17 protein-coding genes are annotated in these 17680 nt (G+C 46.5%); 14 read left to right on the top strand and 3 right to left on the bottom strand.

The window, feature by feature from the left end; translation table 11 throughout:
• The first annotated feature begins 3 nt into the window (after window positions 1–3).
• The 5 genes from ACESTD_RS11110 to ACESTD_RS11130 all read left to right on the top strand — a co-directional run bounded on the left by ACESTD_RS11110 (window position 4) and on the right by ACESTD_RS11130 (window position 4797).
• The gene (locus tag ACESTD_RS11110) at window positions 4–678 is read left to right on the top strand and encodes a DNA alkylation repair protein (RefSeq protein ID WP_117922745.1); all 675 of its coding nucleotides are present in this window, start codon (window positions 4–6) and stop codon (window positions 676–678) included.
• A 127-nt stretch (window positions 679–805) separates the two neighbouring features.
• A complete protein-coding gene (locus ACESTD_RS11115) occupies window positions 806–1294 on the top strand; it encodes a Fur family transcriptional regulator (protein ID WP_005835580.1) in 489 nt (162 codons plus the stop codon).
• Window positions 1291–2562 carry an adenylosuccinate synthase gene (locus ACESTD_RS11120; protein WP_373158869.1) on the top strand — a complete coding sequence of 424 codons (1272 nt, stop codon included), beginning with the start codon at window positions 1291–1293 and terminating at the stop codon, window positions 2560–2562. Before ACESTD_RS11115 ends, ACESTD_RS11120 begins: the two co-directional genes overlap by 4 nt.
• 102 nt (window positions 2563–2664) lie before the next feature.
• Window positions 2665–3969, top strand: a complete 1305-nt coding sequence (locus ACESTD_RS11125; RefSeq protein WP_087332792.1) for an alpha-L-fucosidase — start codon at window positions 2665–2667, stop codon at window positions 3967–3969.
• A 141-nt stretch (window positions 3970–4110) separates the two neighbouring features.
• Window positions 4111–4797 carry a zinc metallopeptidase gene (locus ACESTD_RS11130; protein ID WP_044467929.1) on the top strand — a complete coding sequence of 229 codons (687 nt, stop codon included), beginning with the start codon at window positions 4111–4113 and terminating at the stop codon, window positions 4795–4797.
• Window positions 4798–4903: 106 nt separating this feature from the next.
• On the opposite strand, the gene ACESTD_RS11135 is transcribed toward ACESTD_RS11130, so the two are convergent.
• On the bottom strand, window positions 4904–6067 hold the full coding sequence (locus tag ACESTD_RS11135) for a transglutaminase domain-containing protein (RefSeq protein WP_373158870.1): 1164 nt from the start codon (window positions 6065–6067) through the stop codon (window positions 4904–4906).
• Between the two features lie 132 nt (window positions 6068–6199).
• On the opposite strand from ACESTD_RS11135, the gene hisS reads away from it, so the two are divergent.
• The 3 genes from hisS (at window position 6200) to ACESTD_RS11150 (ending at window position 8753) form a co-directional block, all read left to right on the top strand.
• On the top strand, window positions 6200–7567 hold the full coding sequence (hisS, locus tag ACESTD_RS11140) for a histidine--tRNA ligase (RefSeq protein WP_098032321.1): 1368 nt from the start codon (window positions 6200–6202) through the stop codon (window positions 7565–7567).
• A gap of 217 nt (window positions 7568–7784) precedes the next feature.
• On the top strand, window positions 7785–7943 hold the full coding sequence (locus ACESTD_RS11145; RefSeq protein ID WP_008663974.1) for a hypothetical protein: 159 nt from the start codon (window positions 7785–7787) through the stop codon (window positions 7941–7943).
• A gap of 48 nt (window positions 7944–7991) precedes the next feature.
• The gene (locus ACESTD_RS11150) at window positions 7992–8753 is read left to right on the top strand and encodes an EFR1 family ferrodoxin (RefSeq protein WP_044469222.1); all 762 of its coding nucleotides are present in this window, start codon (window positions 7992–7994) and stop codon (window positions 8751–8753) included.
• On the opposite strand, the gene ACESTD_RS11155 is transcribed toward ACESTD_RS11150, so the two are convergent.
• On the bottom strand, window positions 8723–9577 hold the full coding sequence (locus ACESTD_RS11155; protein WP_373158871.1) for a bile acid:sodium symporter family protein: 855 nt from the start codon (window positions 9575–9577) through the stop codon (window positions 8723–8725). The genes ACESTD_RS11150 and ACESTD_RS11155 overlap by 31 nt on opposite strands.
• Window positions 9578–9760: 183 nt before the next feature.
• Between ACESTD_RS11155 and ACESTD_RS11160 the strand changes: the two genes are divergently transcribed.
• The 4 genes from ACESTD_RS11160 to ACESTD_RS11175 all read left to right on the top strand — a co-directional run bounded on the left by ACESTD_RS11160 (window position 9761) and on the right by ACESTD_RS11175 (window position 13357).
• Entirely contained in the window at window positions 9761–10033 is a 273-nt protein-coding gene (locus ACESTD_RS11160; RefSeq protein WP_004290132.1) for a co-chaperone GroES, read from the top strand.
• A 37-nt stretch (window positions 10034–10070) separates the two neighbouring features.
• Complete coding sequence (gene groL / locus ACESTD_RS11165) at window positions 10071–11708, top strand: chaperonin GroEL (RefSeq protein ID WP_005835590.1); 1638 nt, start codon at window positions 10071–10073, stop codon at window positions 11706–11708.
• A gap of 254 nt (window positions 11709–11962) precedes the next feature.
• Entirely contained in the window at window positions 11963–12181 is a 219-nt protein-coding gene (locus tag ACESTD_RS11170; protein ID WP_005826242.1) for a winged helix-turn-helix domain-containing protein, read from the top strand.
• A 156-nt stretch (window positions 12182–12337) separates the two neighbouring features.
• Complete coding sequence (locus ACESTD_RS11175; RefSeq protein WP_005835591.1) at window positions 12338–13357, top strand: low specificity L-threonine aldolase; 1020 nt, start codon at window positions 12338–12340, stop codon at window positions 13355–13357.
• A gap of 171 nt (window positions 13358–13528) precedes the next feature.
• On the opposite strand, the gene ACESTD_RS11180 is transcribed toward ACESTD_RS11175, so the two are convergent.
• Window positions 13529–16039 (bottom strand): glycoside hydrolase family 9 protein, encoded by a 2511-nt coding sequence (locus ACESTD_RS11180; protein WP_117965130.1) that lies wholly within the window; start codon window positions 16037–16039, stop codon window positions 13529–13531.
• Between the two features lie 308 nt (window positions 16040–16347).
• Here ACESTD_RS11180 and ACESTD_RS11185 point away from each other — a divergent pair, with 308 nt between their 5' ends.
• Window positions 16348–17316: a DnaJ C-terminal domain-containing protein gene (locus ACESTD_RS11185; protein ID WP_373158872.1), complete on the top strand. Its 969-nt coding sequence runs from the start codon at window positions 16348–16350 to the stop codon at window positions 17314–17316.
• A gap of 17 nt (window positions 17317–17333) precedes the next feature.
• The gene (locus ACESTD_RS11190; RefSeq protein WP_009036538.1) at window positions 17334–17627 is read left to right on the top strand and encodes a chaperone modulator CbpM; all 294 of its coding nucleotides are present in this window, start codon (window positions 17334–17336) and stop codon (window positions 17625–17627) included.
• The last annotated feature ends 53 nt before the right edge of the window (window positions 17628–17680 follow it).

The raw sequence follows: 17680 nt of genomic DNA on the forward strand, positions 1-17680 counted from the left end.
ACTATGATAGATACTAAAGAGCAGCTGCATCAGCAGCTGAAAGATATAAAGACACAGCTCCGTCTCTCAATGAACGGGGCTGTGTCCCAAAGTATGCGTGAGAAAGGGCTGGTATATAAGCTGAACTTTGGCGTGGAGCTGCCCCGTATCAAGGGTATTGCTGCCGGTTACGAGAAGGACCACTCTCTGGCTCAGGCTTTGTGGAAAGAAGATATCAGAGAGTGTAAAATATTGGCGGGACTTTTACAGCCGGTAGAGAGTTTCCTGCCCGAGATAGCCGATATCTGGGTGGAAGATATCCGTAATATCGAGATTGCAGAACTTACCAGCATGAATTTATTCCAACATCTTCCTTATGCGCCTGCCAAGTCCTTCCATTGGATTGCAAGCGAGGACGAATACACGCAGGTTTGCGGCTTCCTCACCATAGCCCGTCTATTGATGAAGAAAGGGGATATGAACGAACGGGTTGAAAATGAGTTCCTCGACCAGGCAATAACGGCTTTTTTGTCGGGCTCCTACCATGTACGCAATGCAGCCATGACTGCCATCCGCCGCTTTATGCAGCAAAATGAGGAAAATTCTTTTCAAGTTTGCCGCAGGGTGGAGGGTATGGACAATTCTTCTTCTGATGTAGAACAATTACTATACAATCTTGTAAAAGAGGAGGTTTGTTAGATTAGTTCTATGGTTATAGAGACTGATGCGGTAAGGGAATATTTCCCTTATCGCAATTTTTATCTCTTTCTCGTTTGCTTTCCACAAAAAAGGATTAACTTTGTTGGCTGTAAAACTGCGCCGTCAAATGGAAAGTCAGAATGTGAAAGATACAGTTAGGCAGATATTCACTGAATATCTGAATGCGAACGGGCATCGGAAGACTCCCGAACGTTATGCTATACTTGACACCATTTACTCCATAGACGGTCATTTTGATATCGACACGCTCTATTCACTGATGGCCGACCAGGAGAACTTCCGCGTCAGCCGTGCAACGCTTTACAATACCATCATTTTGCTTATAAATGCTCGTCTGGTCATCAAGCATCAGTTCGGCAACTCTTCCCAATACGAAAAATCTTATAATCGCGATACGCACCATCACCAGATATGCACCCAGTGCGGAAAGGTGACAGAGTTTCAGAACGAGGAGTTGCAGCATGCCATTGAGAATACCAAACTGAGCCGTTTTAATCTTACGCACTATTCCTTATATATGTATGGGTTGTGCAGCAAGTGTGACCGGGCCAATAAACGGAAGAAAAAGAATAATAACCATAAAAAAGAAAAATGAAAGTAGACGTATTATTAGGATTACAATGGGGCGACGAAGGCAAAGGCAAAGTCGTTGATGTGTTAACTCCGAGATACGATGTCGTAGCTCGTTTCCAGGGCGGACCGAATGCCGGACATACACTCGAGTTTGAAGGGCAGAAGTATGTGCTCCGTTCCATTCCGTCTGGAATATTCCAGGGAGACAAGGTGAATATCATCGGTAACGGAGTGGTGCTTGACCCGGCTCTCTTCAAAGCGGAAGCCGAATCATTGGAAGCGTCCGGCCATAACTTGAAGGAACGCTTGCACATTTCCAAGAAAGCACACCTCATTCTGCCGACTCACCGCATACTGGATGCTGCATACGAAGCAGCCAAAGGCGATGCAAAGGTAGGAACGACCGGAAAAGGCATCGGACCGACTTACACGGATAAAATCAGCCGTAACGGTGTGCGTGTAGGCGACATTCTGCATGACTTTGACAAGAAGTATGCAGCGGCCAAGGCCCGTCATGAGCAAATCTTGAAAGGCTTGAACTATGAGTATGACATTACCGAAATGGAGAAGGCATGGTTCGAAGGTATCGAATACTTGAAACAATTCCGGTTGGTGGATAGCGAGCACGAGATGAGCAATCTGCTGGCTGCCGGCAAGTCTGTATTGTGCGAAGGTGCGCAGGGGACAATGCTGGACATTGATTTCGGTTCTTATCCGTTTGTCACTTCTTCTAATACGGTCTGTGCAGGTGCTTGTACCGGTCTGGGTATTGCTCCCAACAAGATTGGTGAGGTATATGGTATTTTCAAGGCCTATTGTACGCGTGTAGGTGCCGGTCCGTTCCCGACGGAATTGTTCGACAAGACCGGTGACCAGATTTGCACGCTGGGTCATGAGTTCGGTTCTGTGACAGGACGTAAGCGCCGTTGTGGCTGGATTGACCTGGTGGCATTGAAATATGCCATTATGGTAGACGGGGTTACCAAACTGATTATGATGAAGAGCGATGTGCTCGATTCTTTTGAAACCATTAAGGCTTGTGTAGCTTACAAGATGGATGAGGAAGAGATTGATTACTTCCCGTTCGATATCAATGAGACTGTTGAACCGGTTTATGTAGAGCTACCCGGTTGGCAGACGGATATGACCAAGATGCAGAGTGAAGATGAGTTCCCGGAAGAATTCAATGCATATTTGTCATTCCTGGAAGAACAGCTTGGTGTGCCCATCAAGATTGTTTCTCTGGGACCGGACCGTGAGCAGACCATCGAACGGTATACAGAGGAATAATAAAACAAACAGATAACCTTAGACACGGATTACACGGATTTCGCGGCTTCATCTGAAGAACCGTGGGTGTCCGGATAATCCGTGCCTTTTTTATTTATTGCCATGAAAACACGTCTTTTGTCTTTTTTACTGTTGTTTCTTCTTGTGTGCTCCGCACAGTCGCAGACTTACCAGCCGACGGAGGAGAACCTGAAATCCCGTCAGGAGTTTCGGGACAATCGCTTCGGTATCTTCCTGCATTGGGGGATATACAGTATGCTGGCTACCGGAGAATGGACCATGACGAACAAGAACCTTAATTATAAGGAGTATGCCAAACTGGCGGGAGGTTTCTATCCTGCCAAATTCGATGCTGCCAGATGGGTGTCAGCCATTAAGGCGTCCGGGGCAAAGTATATCTGCTTTACATCCCGGCATCACGATGGCTTTTCTATGTTCCACACACGCTTTTCCGATTACAATATTGTGGATGCTACCCCTTTTAAGCGGGATATTCTGAAAGAATTGGCGGACGAGTGCCACAAGCAAGGTATTCGTCTGCATCTCTACTATTCGCACATCGACTGGTATCGCGAAGATGCTCCGTGGGGACGCACCGGACGTGGAACGGGACGACCGAATCCGAAGGGCGACTGGAACAGCTACTATAAATTCATGAACAACCAGCTGACCGAGCTGCTCACCAATTATGGAAAGATAGGTGCCATTTGGTTTGATGGCTGGTGGGACCAGGACCAGAATCCGGATTTTGACTGGCAACTGCCCGGGCAATATGCCATGATACACCGCCTGCAACCGGCTTGCTTGGTTGGGAACAACCATCATCAAGCACCGTTTGCCGGCGAGGACATCCAGATATTCGAGCGCGACCTGCCGGGAGAGAACCGTGCCGGTCTTTCCGGGCAGGATATCAGCGCCTTGCCCCTTGAAACCTGCGAGACGATGAATGGAATGTGGGGATATAAGATTACGGACCAGGATTATAAATCCACCAAAACGCTGATACATTACCTGGTGAAGGCTGCGGGTAAAGATGCCAATCTGCTGATGAATATCGGTCCTCAGCCGGACGGTGAGCTGCCTGCTGTTGCATTGGAGCGTCTGGCAGAAGTAGGGGAATGGATGAAGGTATACGGTGAAACCATCTACGGAACCCGTGGCGGCTGCATTGCTCCGCATCCTTGGGGAGTCACTACACAAAGAGAAAATAAATTATACGTGCATATTCTCGAATTGCAGGATAAGGCTCTCTTCCTGCCGTTGGAAGGCAAGAAAGTGAGGAAGGCAGTGGGGTATGCCGACCGTCTTCCAGTGAAGTTCCGTAAGTGTGAAGGAGGGGTGATGCTCTACTTGCCGGAGGTTCCGACGGATATTGATAAAGTGATAGAGGTGGATATTGAAAAATAAATTATAAATCAGAAATCTTTAATTCTTCCTAAAAGATAAAGGAAACGCTGGCATTGCTCACCGTTTCCTTTTATTTTTGGCAGACTATTTGTTATACAATAAGAAACGACTGATTTATTCACAATTTAAAGAAAGAAAATTATGGGAACAGGAATGATATGGATTATTTTTATCGGTATTGCCGCCGTTAGCTGGCTGGTACAGATGAATCTTCAGAACAAGTTCAAGAAGTACTCTAAAATCCCTACCGGCAACGGAATGACGGGAGCGGACGTTGCTTTGAAGATGCTGCACGACAATGGCATCTACGATGTGACCGTGACGCATACTCCCGGACATCTGACCGACCATTATAATCCTGCCAATAAGACAGTAAACCTGAGTGAGGGCGTTTATAGCAGCAACAGCATCATGGCTGCTGCCGTTGCAGCCCACGAATGTGGCCACGCCGTGCAGCATGCACGCGCATACGCTCCGTTGACAATGCGCAGCAAACTGGTGCCGGTAGTCTCTTTTGCCTCACAGTGGATGACGTGGCTGCTGCTGGCAGGTATCCTGCTGCTGAACTCCTTCCCGCAACTGTTGCTGGCGGGCATCATACTGTTTGCATTGACAACTTTGTTCAGCTTCATCACCTTGCCGGTGGAAATCAATGCAAGCAAGCGTGCGCTGGTATGGCTTAGCAACTCCGGCATTACGAATTCATATAATCATGCGCAAGCAGAAGATGCACTCCGCTCGGCTGCCTATACTTATGTAGTGGCTGCTCTCGGTTCGCTTGCTACGCTGATTTATTATATCATGATATTCCTGGGACGCAGAGATTAAACGCATGATGCAGACATAAAAAACAGACCATCTGTTCACCCGAAACAGATGGTCTGTTTGCTTTAAACAGATGATGTGTTTCTGCCGGATACATCATCTGTTTTTTTTATTCCTGATAGGGCGACTGCCAGAACCAGGCATCGTCATTGACCACGTACTTGGCTTGGAAGAAGTTTTCCGCATTAGGGTCTGAGGGGCAAAGCAGTACATCGTCTGCTTTTATGCTATAGAGATTCTTGGCCATATAGCTGTCTAAATAATATTCTTTGGTAATCTTCTGTTGGTTGTTCCAGTTGGCTTCTTCATTTAGGGTCACCGGACGACCGTCTCGCAGGCGTTCGCGCACTTCTTGTACGCTTAGCATGATGCCGTTTTCATCCATCACCCAGGCATTGTTGGTGGGGTCTACCCATATCCATTTATCCAAGGTATTGGAATAAACTACGTTAATGGAATGGCATTCGCCAATGTATTTTTGGGGTAATCCGCTGATGTGGCGTGCCTTAAATCCCATGGACAGATAACAATCCTTCAGTACATGGGCAAGACCTCCGCAATGCAGACCTCGCGCACCGCCTTTGCAAGCTTCTGCCCATTTTATGATGTTGCTGCCTGCCGGACTTTCATGGTTTCCGTCATGTTTTATGGTATTGTGTATATAAGTCAGTATGTTCTTTATTTTTGATAATTCGTCGCCTGCGCCTGCCACACTGTCCAACTTGAAGTATTGGCGTACCTCTACTAAATACTTGTTGTTGGGATTGATGTATTCGAAGCGCGGGAGTGTATCAGGGCGCTCATTGTGGGTGTATCCCGGTGCTTTTTGAAGAATGTCGAGGTAGTCACCCACTTTCTTCACTTTGGCAAGCACTGCCTTGAAGCGTTTATCGCTGCGCAGGTTGTCTAAGTCGGTATCATTCATCATGTGGTTGTAATCTTGAAATCCATTGTCGTAGGCCAGTTCTAAATTTTTGATGGCTTCACCTTTTTTCTTTAACAAGGATTGGAAGCAGGCTAAATTGTAGTAATAGGACTGTATGAGCCAGCTGTACTTTTTCTGAGTGTTCTCGTCTTGTTCTTTGAACAGAGTTATCAAAGCCTTACCGTTCTTTTCGGCTTCTTTATAGTTTTTCTCATTGACGGCTTGTTGCAGCTTTTGTGCGATGGCTTCTTCTTTTTGGTCGAAGTCTTTAGCGTTGTCGGATTGTGCCCGGCTAACACCGATGCCGCATAGCAACAACATGCAGAATAAAATCAGTCTCTCTTTCATAGATGTGTAAGTTTGAAGTTTGTTTTGGTCGTTTTTATGCGACGGTAATGATACAAAGGTAAACATTCTCTTTTCTTAATCAATAAAATACTGTAACTTTGTCGTCCGATTTTTAAAATAATTGAACTGATTATGGCAGCAAAACCAAGTATTCCGAAAGGAACCCGTGACTTCTCGCCCGTAGAAATGGCGAAGCGTAACTATATATTCAATACGATTCGTGAGGTGTATCACCTCTATGGCTTCCAGCAGATAGAAACGCCCTCGATGGAAATGCTTTCTACCTTGATGGGGAAGTATGGTGAGGAAGGCGACAAGCTTTTGTTCAAGATACAGAATTCCGGTGATTACTTTTCCGGACTTACGGATGAAGAACTGTTGAGCCGTAATGCAGTGAAGCTTGCCAGTAAGTTCTGCGAAAAAGGTTTGCGCTATGACCTCACAGTGCCTTTTGCCCGCTACGTGGTGATGCACCGCGATGAAATCACTTTCCCCTTCAAGCGCTATCAGATACAACCCGTGTGGCGTGCCGACCGTCCGCAGAAAGGGCGTTATCGTGAATTCTATCAATGCGATGCCGACGTGGTAGGCAGCGATTCCCTGCTGAACGAAGTGGAACTGATGCAGATTGTAGATACGGTATTTACCCGCTTCGGCATCCGTGTCTGTATCAAGATTAACAACCGCAAGATATTGAGCGGCATTGCCGAAATCATCGGTGAGTCGGACAAGATTGTAGACATTACCGTGGCAATCGATAAGTTGGATAAGATAGGTCTGGACAATGTCAATGCCGAGTTGAAAGAGAAAGGCATCAGTGACGAGGCTATCGCCAAACTGCAACCTATCATTCTGCTGAACGGTTCAAATTCGGATAAATTAAAGCAATTAAAGCGAATATTATCCCAAAGTAAGATTGGATTAGAAGGGATAAAAGAAACAAAATTTATTTTGAGTAAATTATGGCAAGCACCTCGATTAAAGAATAAAATTGAATTAGATTTAACTTTAGCTCGTGGTTTAAATTATTATACAGGTGCTATTTTTGAAGTAAAGGCTCTTGATGTGCAAATTGGTAGCATTACAGGAGGAGGACGATATGATAACTTAACGGGAGTATTTGGTATGCCTGGCGTATCTGGAGTTGGTATTTCTTTTGGAGCAGACCGTATTTTTGATGTATTAAATCATCTCAATCTTTATCCGAAAGAAGCGATAAAAGGTACACAATTGTTATTTATAAATTTTGGTGAGAAAGAAGCTGATTATTCAAGGACTTTGTTGAATAAAGTGCGTGCAAAGGGCATATGTGCAGAGGTTTATCCTGATGCAAGTAAAATGAAGAAGCAACTGAATTATGCTAATTATAATAAAATACCTTATGTAGCTTTGATTGGCAGTAATGAAATGTATGTGGGAAAGTTTACCTTAAGAGATATGAAAACAGGGAAACAGACATTGGTAACTTTTGAACAACTGATACGTAAATTACATAAATGAAATATTGTATCTCTTTAATATTATAAAAGCTGAAATACATTTAAAAAGGAGCACAAAGTAGCTCCTTTTTTTGTATATTTAGAGCATGAATGAAGGCGGGCTTGTTGATGTGTTGCTGTACGGTGCACTCGGTTTGTTCCTTTTATTTGTAATGAGGATGTAGGAGAAATGAAACATCCTGCATTTATCTTTGTACTGACAAAAAAAGGAGGTTCTTATGGTTTCTGTTGAGCTGAAGCAAGAAAAGCACAATGCCCTCGTCAGTTTCCTGATGATTGTTATAGCGGCATTGTTCCTGCTCTATATGGGCAGTTCATTGGTGCATTCTACAAAAGCGTTCTGGGAAAATTATTCCATAGAAGAGTTGCTGGAGTAGAAGGAATTCAAGTCAAATCACTACCTTTGTCGGCAAAACATACTGCCGATGATACTTTATTTTACCGCAACCGGAAACTCACGCTGGATTGCAGAATTGCTTGCAGAGGCTACGCATGATACTGCTGTCAGCATTGTTGATTGCCTGAGGCAAGGCCCGATACCCGCAGGGCTGATGGAAGCCGACAGATTGGGTATCGTTTTTCCGGTACACTCCTGGTATGCACCCCGTGTCTTGATTGATTTTCTGTCGCAGCTCCGGTTGCCGGACTGCTGCTATCGTTATGCCGTGTGTACATGCGGGGACGATATGGGGAAGGGAATGAACCGCCTGGCGGAGCATTTTCCGCTGGATGCTGCCTGGTCTGTTGCAATGCCCAATACCTACGTACCGATGTTCAATTTGGACGATGAGTCGCTTTGCCGCGAGAAGATAGAGAACGCACGGCATGCTGTCGCTTCGATTGCCGAAGATGTCATTGCACGGAAGAGGGTCTGGAATGTGCATGAGGGCAGTGCAGCCTGGCTGAAAACATATGTCGTGAATCCTTTGTTTGTCCGTTTTGTCATTGGTACAAGGAGTTTCCATGTAGATGAAGGCTGTATCTCTTGCGGAATATGCGGCAAATCTTGTCCGGTAGGTAATATCCGGTTGGTGGATGGGCATCCGGTGTGGGGAAAGCAGTGCATTCATTGTATGGCTTGTTTGCATTTTTGCCCCCGGAAAGTGATACAGTATGGAAAAGCGACACAGAAGAAGGGGAGATACCGGTTGGAAGATTATCTTTGCCGCTTCACCACTCCCACATAAATCAGCAGAATAACATTCATTACCAGTGCGTAGATAATGGCAGGTATTGCAATAATGTCATTGTTGAATACAAACGGACTACTGGCAACAGCAATTGCTTGTGCGGCATTCTGCATACCGATTTCTATAATGAGTGTACGTTGTTCTTTCCGGTTGAGGCGCATGGACTTCGATAGCACTACGCCGCCTCCCATAGCCAGCAGGATAAGAATGGAGATGCAGAGGCCCAGTTTGCCGAATTGGCCGGTGATGGTAGCATGGTGCTGTATGAAGAAGATGGTTGCCAGCAGGATAAGTGCAGGAAAGGCTGTCTTGGACAATATCTTATGAAGCCTTTCTGCCATTTGCGGACGGTAGCGCCTCGTGAGTATGCCGGCTACAATGGGAAGAAGCATTAGGACCAAGTTCTGCATGATGAGGCTGCCTACGGGGAGATGGATATCTATGTCCAGATTGCTGTCTACAAAGTGTGTGGCGAATTCCATAATCACGGGGATAGTGAACAGCGTAATAATGCTGCTGCATGCCGTCAGTGATACGGACAATGCTACGTCTCCTTTGGCTATCATGGAGAAGATGTTGGATGAGCTGCCGCCTGGCGAGCAGGCTATGAGTATGATGCCGATAAAGAACAGAGGTTCGAGCTGGAAGACATGTCCTAAAGCAAATGCCAGCATCGGCAGTAGGATGATTTGGCCTGCCAGCCCGGCAATAATGGGGCGGGGGCGTTTGCGGAACAGTTTAAAGTCTTCGGTTTGTAATGTCAGTCCCAGTTCAAACATCAATAAGGTAAGAATGGGGAGGACTATCCATATTGCGTTCATAAGTCAAATCATTTTTGAGGCTGCAAAGATAGCAAATATTGTTGTATACTTTGCCATTTTGTCAGCCTTTGTCTGCCAAACAATCAGCTTGTTCGTTTGGCACGGTTTTCGTAAGTTGTTTATCGCTTGTTTAAAGCAAAATTACCATTATAACAAATGTATAACATATAAAACAAAAAGATTATGAACATTAAACCATTAGCAGACAGAGTGCTGATACTCCCTGCACCTGCAGAAGAAAAGACAATTGGCGGTATCATTATTCCTGATACAGCGAAAGAGAAACCTTTGAAAGGTGAAGTTATTGCAGTAGGCAACGGAACAAAAGACGAAGAAATGGTGTTGAAGGTTGGTGACACAGTGCTGTATGGCAAGTATGCCGGTACTGAACTGGAAGTTGAAGGAACCAAGTACCTCATCATGCGTCAAAGCGATGTGCTCGCTGTTTTAGGTTAATTTGTAAATTGTAAATCGTTAAAATGTAAATATAGTTATGGCAAAAGAAATATTATTCAATATCGATGCTCGCGACCAATTGAAGAAAGGTATCGACACACTGGCAAATGCAGTAAAAGTAACCCTCGGCCCTAAAGGTCGTAACGTTATCATCGAAAAGAAATTCGGTGCTCCCCACATCACGAAAGATGGTGTAACGGTAGCTAAAGAAGTAGAGTTGGCAGACGCATATCAGAATACTGGCGCACAGCTGGTAAAGGAAGTTGCTTCCAAGACCGGCGACGATGCAGGTGACGGTACTACAACTGCTACTGTTTTGGCTCAGGCTATCGTAGCCGAAGGTCTGAAGAACGTGACTGCCGGTGCTAGCCCGATGGATATCAAACGCGGTATTGACAAGGCTGTTGCCAAAGTGGTTGATTCTATCAAAGGCCAGGCGGAAACAGTGGGTGACAACTATGACAAGATTGAGCAAGTTGCTTCCGTTTCTGCCAATAACGACCCCGTTATCGGCAAGCTGATTGCAGACGCTATGCGCAAAGTTTCCAAAGACGGTGTTATCACTATCGAAGAGGCAAAGGGTACTGATACTACTATCGGTGTGGTTGAAGGTATGCAGTTCGACCGTGGTTACCTCTCTGCTTACTTCGTTACCAATACGGAGAAGATGGAGTGCGAAATGGAAAAACCGTACATTCTGATTTATGATAAGAAGATTTCCAACCTGAAAGATTTCCTGCCTATCCTCGAACCGGCAGTACAGACCGGCCGTCCTTTGCTGGTTATTGCAGAAGATGTGGATAGCGAAGCGCTGACAACTTTGGTTGTAAACCGTCTGCGTTCTCAGTTGAAGATTTGTGCAGTGAAGGCTCCGGGCTTCGGTGACCGTCGCAAGGAAATGTTGGAGGATATTGCAGTGCTGACCGGTGGTGTTGTCATCAGCGAGGAAAAAGGTCTGAAGCTGGAACAAGCTACTATCGAAATGCTGGGTACTGCCGACAAGGTAACTGTTTCCAAGGATAACACGACCATCGTAAACGGTGCCGGTGACAAAGAGAACATCAAGGAACGTTGCGAACAAATCAAGGCTCAGATTGTTGCTACGAAGTCTGATTATGATAAGGAAAAACTGCAGGAACGTCTGGCCAAGTTGTCTGGCGGTGTAGCTGTTCTTTATGTGGGTGCTGCTTCTGAGGTTGAAATGAAGGAAAAGAAAGACCGTGTGGACGATGCACTCCGTGCTACCCGCGCTGCTATCGAAGAAGGTATCGTTCCTGGTGGTGGTGTAGCCTATATTCGCGCATTGGATGCATTGGAAGGCTTCAAGGGTGACAATGTGGACGAAACCACAGGTATCGACATCATCAAGCGTGCTATCGAAGAACCGTTGCGTCAGATTGTTGCCAACGCCGGTAAAGAAGGTGCTGTTGTTGTGCAGAAAGTGCGCGAAGGCAAGGCAGACTTCGGTTACAATGCCCGTACCGATGTTTATGAGAACCTGCACGCAGCTGGTGTGGTAGATCCTGCCAAGGTTACTCGTGTGGCTCTTGAAAATGCTGCTTCTATTGCCGGTATGTTCTTGACTACAGAATGTGTAATTGTAGAGAAGAAAGAAGATAAGCCTGAGATGCCGATGGGTGCTCCCGGAATGGGAGGCATGGGCGGAATGATGTAAGATTGTTTTCCCTGATTGCTTAATCAAATAGGAGAACCGCAGTGTCTTTTTGATAGATACTGCGGTTTTTTTGTTCTATTTACCTTCTTGATTATTAATAAAAAGCGTGTAATATTACAAAAGTGTTACAAAAATGATTAGTTTTCATATCTTTTGCTCGTTTTTGTTGTTGGTAAAATAAAAAATCATATCTTTACCCTTCGTAAAGATAACCTAATCAACAAGAACTATTAACCTTTTTAATTGAAGAGAAAATGAACAAAAGCGAAATTGGACTAAATGCTGGGAAAGTTTGGCAGTTGCTTAGCGATTATACCAGATGGAGCTACGGTTCTTTAAAGAGGAAGTCCGGACTGAAGGACAAGGAGTTGGGAGCCGCATTGGGGTGGCTTGCCCGTGAGGACAAGATTGAAATTCATCAGGAAGAAGATGAACTTTATGTTTCACTAGGGGTAAATGTTTATATCGGATAAAGGAAACCGATTGAATGGATTGATTGAGGAGCACAGATTTCGCAGTGCGGAAGCATTTTCTGCCGGGGGGATGAAATCTGTGCTCCTTTGTTTTTTCATGTTGCAGAATATTCTTTCCTTTGCACATTCTTTTCAATGAACAAAAACAGAATGACTATGAGAAGTTTTGCTTCAGACAATAATTCAGGCGTACATCCGCTGGTAATGGAGGCACTGAACCGGGCCAACAGTGACCATGCTGTAGGTTATGGAGATGACCCTTGGACAGAGGAGGCTGTCTGTAAAATAAGAGAAGCGTTTACGCCGGATTGTGAACCGTTGTTCGTATTCAACGGTACGGGCAGTAATGCGGTGGCTTTGCAGCTGTGTACCCGCCCTTATAATTCCATTATTTGTGCAGAGACTGCACATATCTATGTCGATGAGTGCGGTGCGCCTGCCCGTATGACAGGTTGTCAGATTCGTCCTATAGCTACCCCTGACGGCAAGCTGACGCCCGATTTAGTCCGTCCTTATTTGTGCCATTTCGGCGAACAGCATCATTCGCAGCCCGGAGCCATCTATATTTCGCAATGTTCGGAGCTGGGCACTGTCTATAAGCCGGACGAGTTGCGGGCTTTGACGGATTTGGCCCATCGGCATGGCATGTATGTCCATATGGACGGAGCCCGTCTGGCAAATGCTTGTGCAGCCTTGAATCTTGGCTTTAGGGAACTGACAGTGGATTGCGGGATAGATATCCTCAGCTTCGGTGGTACGAAAAATGGACTGATGTTGGGAGAAAGCGTGGTTGTCTTTAACCCAGCTTTGAAGAAGGAAGCTTATTTTGTGCGCAAGCAGTCGGCACAGCTCGCATCCAAGCTCCGCTATCTGTCCTGCCAGTTTACTGCCTATCTGACGGACAGCCTTTGGTTGAAAAATGCCGCGCATGCCAATCGTATGGCAAAGATTCTTTACGACGGATTGAAGGAATTGCCAGGTGCGCATTTTACGCAGAAGGTGGAAAGTAACCAGCTTTTCCTTACGATGCCCCGTCCGGTGATTGACGAGCTGTTGAAGGACTATTTCTTCTACTTCTGGGATGAGGCCATCCACGAAATCCGTTTTGTAACCTCTTTTGATACTACGGAAGAAGATATCGAGCAATTGCTGCAATCGGTAAAAAGGCTTCTCTGAAATATATAAAAGCTCCTAACCTTCACAGGCTGGGAGCTTACTTCGAAACTTTCCCCTCTTGGGGGTAGGGGAAGGTTTACTGAAAACAAACCGATTGAATATTTACCTTAAATACCTTTGCACGATAACCTTTTTAACTAACCTTTTCAATAAATCCTTGTTAGAGTATGCTTATATACCGACAGCCTCGCGGACCGGTACAAAAGTGTAGCCTTTTCGTTTCAGCGTCTTAATCATCTTGTCCAGATAGCCATTATAGAACTTGTCTGTGCGGCGGTCGTCCGTTCCGAAGTGTATCAGCATTAGGTGTCCGTTCAGACCTTCTTTCTTTTCCACCTCCATAATCTTGTCGTAGATGAGTTTGCTACTCCGGTACTTCTGTCCCATGTCCGGAGTGGTGTAGTCGGCATTGCTCATGGTACCAGGGGTATAGTTGATAACTTGAATACCCATATTCTTTGCCCAGGCAGATATTTTCTTGTTATAGTATTCGTAAGGAGGAATATAGACGGGAGCGTCCTTGTATTCGATACCTGCCTTGCGGAGGGTCTCGTAGCTTTTCATCATATCGTTCTCAAACTCTTCGCGGGTGACCAGCAGAGAATCACGGTCTTCCCAAGGCATGTACAACAGATGTCCGTAACTGTGGCTGCCTACAAAATGCCCTTCGTCGAGCAGGCGTTTCACTACATCGGGATAGAGTTCATAGAACTCTCCGGTAAAGAAGAAGCCACCTTTGATGCCATGCTTCTTCAAGGTGCTGATGATGGCATCGGCACCGTCTGCTTTGTCGGCGGCAGTGAATACGAGGGTGATTTGCTTTTTTGAGGGATCGGTGCGGATAATGCCTCCGTCCACATATACATTCTTGTCATTTGGGATACCGGCTTGCTTCATTCCATCCTTCTGCATGGCAGAGAGGTAGTACGTGAGGCAGGCGGTTCCGTCCATGGTAGGCTCATTGGTGGAATAGTCGTGGATGGCGTCGTGATATACCATCAGGTCTGGCTGGAAGCGTTCGTAGTCTTGTCCGGGAGTTCCGGGAATTCCCGTCATATTGACACCGCGCAGGCTTTCGAAGATGGTACGATAGACAGGACCGTCCACCAGTCCGCCGGTAGTATTGCCCACGCCTGCATTCAGCAGTGAGGAGTGGGGTTGCGAGGGATAGTCTCCGTAAAGGGGAAGTTCCACAATCATGCTGGTTCCCCAAGGGTTACAGCCGAACAGCCAGTCGCGCAGGGAGGCTTCCATTTCGGCGTATGTGTCATCGCCGGTGGTTTCACGGTACAGCCGGCATTGGGTTAGCATGGCGGTAGTCAGATTGTTGGAACACCAGATGTAGGGTATACCGTGCAGAAAGGGGCTTTCTACCGCTTTCTCGTACGTGCGTTCAATGCCCGTACGCATGTTGCGGATGAATTCCTTGCTGATGCGGCTGTTGTCCACTTTGGCAAGATGGTAGTGCCCCATGTTCATGAACGGATACCATTGGTAGTGGCGTGCACTGTCGGCGCCCATCCAAGGAGTCACCGGTTCGCGACGTCCGTATTCAAGGGCTTGGGCCAGGTATTTGTTGTCGCCGGTGGCTTTGTACAGTTCCATGGCTCCCAGTTCCATATCGTCCACCCAGTTGTCCTCTTCGTAAATGTAGGGAGACAAGACAGAGGCAGTCTGGCATGCTCCCGGTTTCTTTACGCCTTCCTGATAGGCGGCATCGGCCTTGGCTTCGATTTCTGCTGCAAATTTAGGATAGTAGTCTTTCAGTATCTTGGCGCCTAAAGCGAAGCAGGAGGCAAACTTGCCGGCAGTGCTTGCCACTCCGGTCGTTGCATTCTTGAACTCTCCACGTACTTGCGGTTCGCCACTGCAAAAGTAAACGGGGCGTCCTTTACCCGGTCCGTAGCCGTAATCCACCAGGTCTTTGTTAGGTAGGCGCATTCCGGCATGGTCACGGTCGTCGGCTATCTGGTTGTACAGCTCGCCCGGAGCAGGATTCATCCGGTTCAGCCAGTCCAGTCCCCACTTGATTTCGTCCACGATGTCGGGAATGCCGTTGGCTCCCGGATGTCCGGCTGCATCATAGGCGTCACCGAATGATTCCGGATTTTCCTGATAGGCAAACATCATCTGGTAGATGGCATTGGCGGAGGTGGTGGTGTATTGCAGATAGTCCGTAGCATCGTGCCAGCCTCCGCGGACGTCTATATGTTGTCCGGTTTTGGTGGGATGATAGACGATGTAGCCGTCGTGCACGTGGCAGCTGTCTTTCAGGAACGGATTATAGCCGCAGCGTTGCTGCCGCATGTAGTGCAGCAGGTAGTCTGCGGTACCGTTGTAGACTTGTGCATTGATGGGGAAACGGGGGGAGACCGCTTTGCCTGCTTTCAGATAATACGTGCCCGGTTCTGTGAAATCACTGAAGTTCAACCGGTAGGTACTCTTCATGCCTCCCATCTTGCCGGTGGCCTTGGTTGTGTTGAAGGTACGCACCACCTTTCCGGTGAAAGCGTCAATCAATGAATAATTTTCTACGTTTGTTCCTTCCTCGCTCATGAATACAGCGACTTTGACGGATTGCGGCAAATAGCCGAGTTGGTTGATTCTGATCCATTCGCCTGCTTTGCCCGGTAGGGCTACGAGAGCGAATATTACCGTTAGGAGCCAATAATTACTTTTCATAATGGGGGTTTTTAATCTAAGGTTGGGGATTATATATAAAACAAATTTTCCTTATTACAAATAAAGCATTTTCTGTCAATTTTAGGAAGATTTAGGATGAATAATTAGACGATATTAGGTGTCGTTTACACTATTTTGGTATTTTATAGACGTGAAATAAGTGTCTGGTTGAAACTAAATGTTTGTTTATCACGTAATTATTATGCTTGATGATGCTTTTTAATTTTCGTTTACCTATTTTAGTAATGCGTAAAACAAATTGGCGTGTTATTTGTTTTATGGTATTTAGACAATAAAACTAATAGACTATGGCTTATATTGATTACTATCAGGTCCTTGGAGTGGACAAAAAGGCATCTCAGGATGACATCAAGAGAGCGTTCCGCAAGCTGGCGCGCAAGTACCATCCTGACTTGAATCCGAACGATGCTACGGCCAAGGATAAGTTTCAGGCTATCAACGAGGCGAATGAGGTGCTGAGTGATCCTGAAAAAAGAAAGAAATATGATGAATATGGTGAACACTGGAAACATGCCGACGAGTTTGAAGCGCAGAAGCGGGCACAGCAGCAAGCCGGGGGCTTCGGGGGATTTGGCGGTGCCGGTTTTGGAGGTTCCGGTGCGGGATTTGGTACGGACGGAGGCGGTACGTATTGGTATTCTTCCGACGGCCAGGAATTTTCGGGCAGTAATGCCGGTGGTTTCTCAGACTTCTTCGAACAGATGTTCGGTCATCGTACGCGCGGCGGAGGCGGTGCCAATACCGGTTTCCGCGGGCAGGATTATCATGCGGATTTGAACCTCTCGCTTCGTGAGGCTGCGAAGACCCATAAACAGATATTGACGGTGAATGGCAAGCAAGTGCGTATTACCATTCCGGCCGGTGTGGCCAACGGACAGGTCATCAAACTGAAAGGCTATGGTGGCGAGGGCATCAACGGAGGTCCTGCAGGTGACTTATACATCACGTTTGTGATTCCGGACGACTCGGTATTCAAGCGTTTGGGAGATGACTTGTATGTGGATGTGACCGTCGACCTTTATACAGCCCTGCTGGGTGGCGACCAGTTGGTGGATACTTTGGATGGTCAGGTGAAGCTGAAGGTGAAACCCGAAACTCAGAACGGGACTAAGGTACGTCTGAAGGGTAAGGGCTTCCCCGTATATAAGAAGGAGGGACAGTTTGGCGATCTCATCGTGACTTATTCCGTGAAGTTGCCGACAAACCTGACGGAACAGCAGAAAGAGATGTTCCGTAAAATTCAGAGTATGAACTAATGAAAGGAGAACGGATTATGCAGAACGAATGGATTGTCATCAGCGAATATTGTGACAAGTGTCATATAGAGCCCACTTTTATTGATATGTTGTGCGAAAGTGGACTGATAGATGTGGAGCAGGAAGGTGGAGAGCGTTATCTGCCTTTCTCCGAGTTGCCGGATGTGGAACGGTACAGCCGTATGTACTACGACCTTTCCATCAATATGGAAGGGATTGATGCCATCCACCATCTGCTGGCAAGGATGGAAGAGATGCAGCGGGAGATACACTCGCTGCGCGGCAGGCTGAGGCTGCACGGAGAGTATTAATTTTCCTTTCGTCTCTTTGAGAACTTTTGTCCTTTTAAGAAGGGGCAAGCAGG

This window comes from Bacteroides sp. AR20, from assembly GCF_964250605.1.
In the GTDB taxonomy this organism is placed as follows: Bacteria; Bacteroidota; Bacteroidia; order Bacteroidales; family Bacteroidaceae; genus Bacteroides; species Bacteroides uniformis.